Origin of the sequence: Pseudomonas sp. (assembly GCF_030696055.1) — a bacterium.
GTDB lineage: Bacteria > Pseudomonadota > Gammaproteobacteria > Pseudomonadales > Pseudomonadaceae > Aquipseudomonas.
This window is the reverse complement of the sequence record NZ_JAUYNP010000049.1, coordinates 1-5,582: the sequence shown is the minus strand read 5'-3', so window position 1 is coordinate 5,582 and position 5,582 is coordinate 1. Positions and strand designations below refer to the sequence as shown.

Sequence of the window (5,582 nt, the reverse complement as noted above, 5' to 3'; positions counted from 1 at the left end):
TGCGGCAGCGTCACCTCGGTGACCAGGGCGTCCAGATTGAGCTTCCATTGCAGCGACAGCCTGTCCCACATGGAGGCCTTGACCACCAGCGGCAGCTCAACCGAATCGACTCCCAGCAGGTTCACGCCGCGCAGGATAAACGGCAGCACACTGCCCTGGAAACCGACGCCTGCGGTCAAACCGCAGCAGGCCGCACTGCCACCATAGCGCAGCGCCTTGAGCAGGTTGCACAGGATATCGCCGCCCACCGTATCCACCGCGCCGCCCCACTGCTCTTTGAGCATCGGCCGCTCGCTGCCCTCCTGCAACTGGCTGCGCGAAACTATTTCTTGCGCGCCCAGGCTCTTGAGAAACTCTGCCTGCTCGGCCTTGCCCGTCGCCGCGGCGACGCGATAGCCCAACTTGCTCAGCAGCACCACGGCAATGCTGCCCACGCCGCCCGTGGCTCCCGTCACCAGAATAGGCCCGGCATCCGGCGTGACGCCCGCCTGTTCGAGCTTGTCGACACACAGGGCGGCGGTAAGGCCGGCAGTGCCGAGCACCATGGCTTCGCGCAGTGACAGCCCCAGGGGCCGCTTTAGCGCCCAGCTGGCGGGAATGCGAATGTACTGGGCGAAGCCACCGGCGGTGTTCATACCCAGATCGTAGCCGGTGACTATCACCTCATCGCCCACACTGAACTCGGCAACGCTGGAGGCTTCCACTACCCCCGCCGCATCGATACCCGGGGTATGCGGGAAGCTCTTGGTCACGCCTCGGTTGCCGCTGGCCGACAACGCATCCTTGTAATTGAGCGAGGAATACTTGACCCGTACCAGCAGCTCGCCGGCCGGCAGTTCGTCGGTATCACGCTGGACAATGACCTGCTCGAATTGACCCGCGGCGTTCTCGCGGGCCTGCAGTGCGCTGAAGCTGCTCATCGTCTTCCCCTGTGAAAATACGGATTACCAGAAGCGTTGTTGCTGCAAACGGCTCAGCCAAGTCAAGGCGAAGCGATCGAGCGCCACGCTGGCCGCCAGGCCTACACGCTCCTGCAAGGATTTCTTCTCGGCATAGTGCAGATGGTACAAATCGGCCTGCTTGGCACGCTCGGCGAGGTATTCGTCGCTGGTCTTGAGTTCATCGACCAATTGTTTTTCCAATGCACTGAGGCCCAACCAGACTTCGCCCGTGGCGATCTGCTCGATCGCCAGCTGCGGGCGATAGCGGGCGACAAAGTTCTTGAACAGCTCATGGGTGGTTTCCAGGTCTTCCTGGAACTTCTCCCGGCCCTTCTCGGTGTTTTCGCCGAATACCGTCAGGGTGCGCTTGTATTCGCCGGCGGTCAGCACTTCGAAGTCGATGTCATGCTTTTTCAGCAAACGGTGCACATTGGGCAATTGCGCCACCACGCCGATCGAACCGAGAATGGCGAAAGGCGCGGAAATGATCTTCTCGCCGATGCAGGCCATCATATAACCGCCACTGGCCGCGACCTTGTCGATGCAGATGGTCAAGGGCACGCCGGCCTGGCGAATTCGCGCCAGTTGCGAGGAGGCCAAGCCATAGCTGTGGACCATGCCGCCACCGCTTTCCAAACGCAGCACCACCTCATCGTTCGCCGTCGCCATACTCAGTAAAGCAGTGATCTCATGGCGCAGCCTGTCAGTGGCCGAGGCCTTGATATCGCCGTCGAAATCCAACACATAGACCCGAGGTTTATGGCCGCCGGCTTTCTTCTCCAGCTTGGCCGCCTTGGCTTCGGCCTTGTGCGCGGCTTTCAGCTGATCCTTGTCCAGCACCGACTGCTCCAGGCGCTGGTGCAGCTCTTTGTAGAAGTCATTGAGCTTGTCCACCTGCAGCTGACCGACATGCCGTCGCCCCTTGCCACGCAATAGCGCAATCGACACCAGCACAACCACTATGGCCACCACCAGGGTCACTGTCTTGGCCAGAAAGCCCATGTACTCTGCAAGAAACTCCACGCATTCCCCCTTGTCCAGATGACGACGCCGGCTGTTCAGCGGCGCAGATGTAGCCCAAGCATACCGAGACCACCGATTGGCGACCAGCGAGCAACGGCCAGACATTGATGCCAATGATGCAATTCAAACAAGCGTATGTTTTTACGTTGACAGCTTCCCAGCTTCCCCATAACCTCGCGAAAACTTCAACGTACCGGGATATTAGCGGACGTGGGCAGCATCTACCTGATTCGACATGGCCAAGCCTCATTCGGCGCCGACGATTACGATGTGCTTTCGCACATCGGCATTCGCCAGGCCGAAGTGGTGGGCGCGCACCTCGCCCAACTCGGCACGCGACTCGATCGCAGCCTGAGTGGCGACCTGCGCCGCCAGCAACACACCGCCAATACTGCCCTGGAGCAGTTGCGGGCTGCCGCCATCGATGTGCCGCCCCTCGAGATAGATGCGGCCTTTAATGAGTTCGATGCCGACGCGGTGATACGCGCCCTGCTCCCGGGCCTGCTTCCAGAAGAACCCGAAGCCCTGCATATATTGCGCAATGCGGCGCAGAACCGCGCCGAATTCCAGCGTCTGTTCGCCCTGCTGATTGGCCGCTGGATCTCCGGTGAACATGACCAGCCCGGCCTGCAAAGCTGGCAAGAGTTTGTCGAGCAGGTACGCGGCGGCCTCAACCGTCTGCTCGAACAAGCCAACAGCAAGCAGAACATCGCCGTCTTCACCTCAGGCGGCACCATCACCGCCCTGCTCCACTTGATCACCGGCATACCAGCGGCCCAGGCTTTCGAGCTGAACTGGCAAATTGTTAATACCTCACTGAGCTGCCTGAAGTTTCGCGGCAAGCAGGTGAGCCTGGCTTCCTTCAACAGCCATGTGCATTTACAGCTGTTGAAGACGCCGGAACTCATCACCTACCGTTGAGTGACGGCCCACTGCTCCCATACGGGCGCTAGAAAAACCTGAGAAAAGGAAGAAATCATGAGCGTTGCAGACATCGTCCAAACCATGCAGTCCAAATTCAATGCCGGCGCCGCTGCAGGCCTGGACCTGGTATTCCAGTTCAATATCGAAGACGGCGAGAACTACGCCCTGATCGTCAAAGACGGCACCTGCGCCGTTGAGCAAGGCGACAACGCCAACGCCAACGTGACCCTGATCATGGACAGCGAAACCCTGAAAGGCATCACCACCGGCGAGACCGATGGCATGCAGGCGTTCATGTCCGGCAAGCTGCGCGCCGAAGGCGACATGATGCTGGCGATGAAACTGGGCGAACTGTTCCCGGTTTAAGCGACAAGGCAACACTGAACACCAAGAAAACCGGAGTCCTGTACTCCGGTTTTTTTATGGCCGGCCATCCATGGCGGCCACCCTACGGGCCGTCGCTACGCGACGTTAAAAATTGCTCCCGGCAATTTTTTGCGCCCGCAAACTGGGCTCGAATGGCCAATCAGGCAGCTTGATTGTGTGGCAACACGCCAACCTATAACGGCGCGTATTGCTTGTGAGCGACAGGCTGCAGCATTAGATTAGCCAATAATCTTGGGCACCCATCATAAGCAGAAGGGATAAACATGGCGCTTACTGACCAGTCCACCCGTATCCGCGAAGGCGAAGAACTCGACGCCACTGTCATCGACCAGTACCTCAAGGCGCATATTCCCGGCCTGACTGGCGAACCGCGTATCAGCCAGTTTCCCGGTGGCGCCTCAAACCTGACCTACCTGCTCGAATACCCCAATAAAGAGCTGGTGCTGCGTCGCCCACCCTTTGGCCACAAGGCCAAATCGGCCCACGACATGGGCCGCGAATACCGCATTCTCAACCAGCTGAACGACGGCTTCCCCTACTGCCCGAAAGCCTATGTGCATTGCACCGACGAGTCGGTGATAGGCGCCGAGTTCTATGTGATGGAGCGGGTCAACGGCATCATCCTGCGCTCGGATATGCCCGCCGAGCTGAACTTCAGCCCGGAGCAGACCCGCGAGCTGTGCAAGAGCTTTATCGACAAGTTCGTCGACCTGCATAAGGTCGACTACCAGGCCTGCGGCCTGGGCGATCTGGGCAAGCCGGAAGGTTATGTAAAGCGCCAGATCAGCGGTTGGAGCGATCGCTACGAGAAAGCCCTGACCCCCGATGCACCGCTGTGGGAGCCGGTCAAGGCCTGGCTCAACGACAAGATGCCCACCGATCACCACAAGCCCGGCATAGTGCATAACGACTACCGCTTCGACAACGTGATCCTCAACCCGCAGAACCCGATGCAGATCATCGGCGTGCTGGACTGGGAACTGACCACAATCGGCGACCCGCTGATGGACCTGGGCAACACCCTCGCCTACTGGATCGAAGCCGCCGACTCCGCACCGGTGCAGCTGATGCGCCGCCAGCCGAGCAATGCCCCCGGCATGCTGACTCGCCAGGAGTTCGCCGACTACTACGCCGAACGCTCCGGCATCCAGATCAAAAGCATCGACTTCTACTACACCTACGGCCTGTTCCGCCTGGCCGGCATCGTGCAGCAGATCTACTACCGCTATTACCACGGCCAAACCCAGGACAAACGCTTCGCCCAGTTTGTGCAGATGAACAAACTGCTGGAGCAGATGAGCCTGCAGGTCATCAACAAGTCGCAGCTGTAATTCGGCCTAACGCCTTCAGACAAGGGGAACCGCATGTCCAAGACCCAACTGTTCGACCTCGACGGCAAGATCGCTTTCGTTTCCGGCGCCAGCCGCGGCATAGGTGAAGCCATTGCCAAACTGCTGGCCCAGCAAGGCGCCCATGTGATCGTCTCCAGCCGCAAGATCGAGGGCTGCCAGGCCGTGGCCGACGCCATCATTGCCGAAGGCGGCAAAGCCACGGCTATTGCCTGCCATATCGGCGAGATGGAACAGATCACCAGCGTCTTCGCCCAGATCCGCGAGCAGTTCGGCCGTCTGGACATCCTGGTCAACAACGCCGCCACCAACCCGCAGTTCGGCAACGTGCTGGAAACCGACCTGTCGGCCTTCCAGAAAACCGTCGATGTGAACATCCGCGGTTACTACTTTATGTCGATCGAAGGCGGCAAGTTGATGAAGCAGAACGGTGGTGGCAGCATCATCAACGTCGCCTCGATCAACGGCGTCAGCCCGGGCGAGATGCAAGGCATCTACTCGGTGACCAAGGCCGCAGTGATCAGCATGACCAAGGTGTTCGCCAAGGAATGCGCGCAGTTCGGCATCCGCTGCAACGCCCTGCTGCCGGGTGCGACCGACACCAAGTTCGCCTCGGCCCTGGTGAAGAACGACGCTATCCGCAACATGATGCTGCAGCGCATCCCGCTCAAGCGCATAGCCGAGCCGAGCGAGATGGCCGGCGCCGTGCTCTATCTGGCCAGCGATGCGTCCAGCTACACCACAGGCGTGGCGCTGAATGTCGACGGCGGCTACCTGTCCTAAGCGGCTGAAGCCAAGAAAAAAGGGACCTGCGGGTTAATGCCAGTCAGTTAAGCTGACTGGCATTTTTATTTCTGATCGGATACTTCGACGATTTGAGCCTGATGGCGCGTGGATAGATACGATCTTCTCGTCGATGGGGCAGGACGTAGTGTGGGGCTGAAGCATGCAGTTCAGC

6 protein-coding genes are annotated in these 5,582 nt (G+C 59.6%); 4 read left to right on the top strand and 2 right to left on the bottom strand.

Annotation, left to right across the window (positions count from 1 at the left end; translation table 11 throughout):
- Together Q8Q83_RS02905 and sohB are read right to left on the bottom strand one after the other, a co-directional pair.
- A partial coding sequence (locus Q8Q83_RS02905; protein ID WP_305620984.1) for a YhdH/YhfP family quinone oxidoreductase occupies positions 1 to 920 on the bottom strand: 920 nt, incomplete at its 3' end.
- A 24-nt stretch (positions 921 to 944) separates the two neighbouring features.
- A complete protein-coding gene (sohB, locus tag Q8Q83_RS02900) occupies positions 945 to 1,964 on the bottom strand; it encodes a protease SohB (RefSeq protein ID WP_305620983.1) in 1,020 nt (339 codons plus the stop codon).
- 210 nt (positions 1,965 to 2,174) lie between these two features.
- Here sohB and Q8Q83_RS02895 point away from each other — a divergent pair, with 210 nt between their 5' ends.
- From Q8Q83_RS02895 to Q8Q83_RS02880, 4 genes are all read left to right on the top strand, one after another.
- Complete coding sequence (locus Q8Q83_RS02895) at positions 2,175 to 2,885, top strand: histidine phosphatase family protein (protein ID WP_305620982.1); 711 nt, start codon at positions 2,175 to 2,177, stop codon at positions 2,883 to 2,885.
- A gap of 54 nt (positions 2,886 to 2,939) precedes the next feature.
- The gene (locus Q8Q83_RS02890) at positions 2,940 to 3,254 is read left to right on the top strand and encodes an SCP2 sterol-binding domain-containing protein (RefSeq protein WP_305620985.1); all 315 of its coding nucleotides are present in this window, start codon (positions 2,940 to 2,942) and stop codon (positions 3,252 to 3,254) included.
- A 284-nt stretch (positions 3,255 to 3,538) separates the two neighbouring features.
- On the top strand, positions 3,539 to 4,606 hold the full coding sequence (locus Q8Q83_RS02885; RefSeq protein WP_305620980.1) for a phosphotransferase family protein: 1,068 nt from the start codon (positions 3,539 to 3,541) through the stop codon (positions 4,604 to 4,606).
- Positions 4,607 to 4,639: 33 nt separating this feature from the next.
- Positions 4,640 to 5,407: an SDR family oxidoreductase gene (locus Q8Q83_RS02880; protein ID WP_305620978.1), complete on the top strand. Its 768-nt coding sequence runs from the start codon at positions 4,640 to 4,642 to the stop codon at positions 5,405 to 5,407.
- Positions 5,408 to 5,582 lie beyond the last annotated feature (175 nt).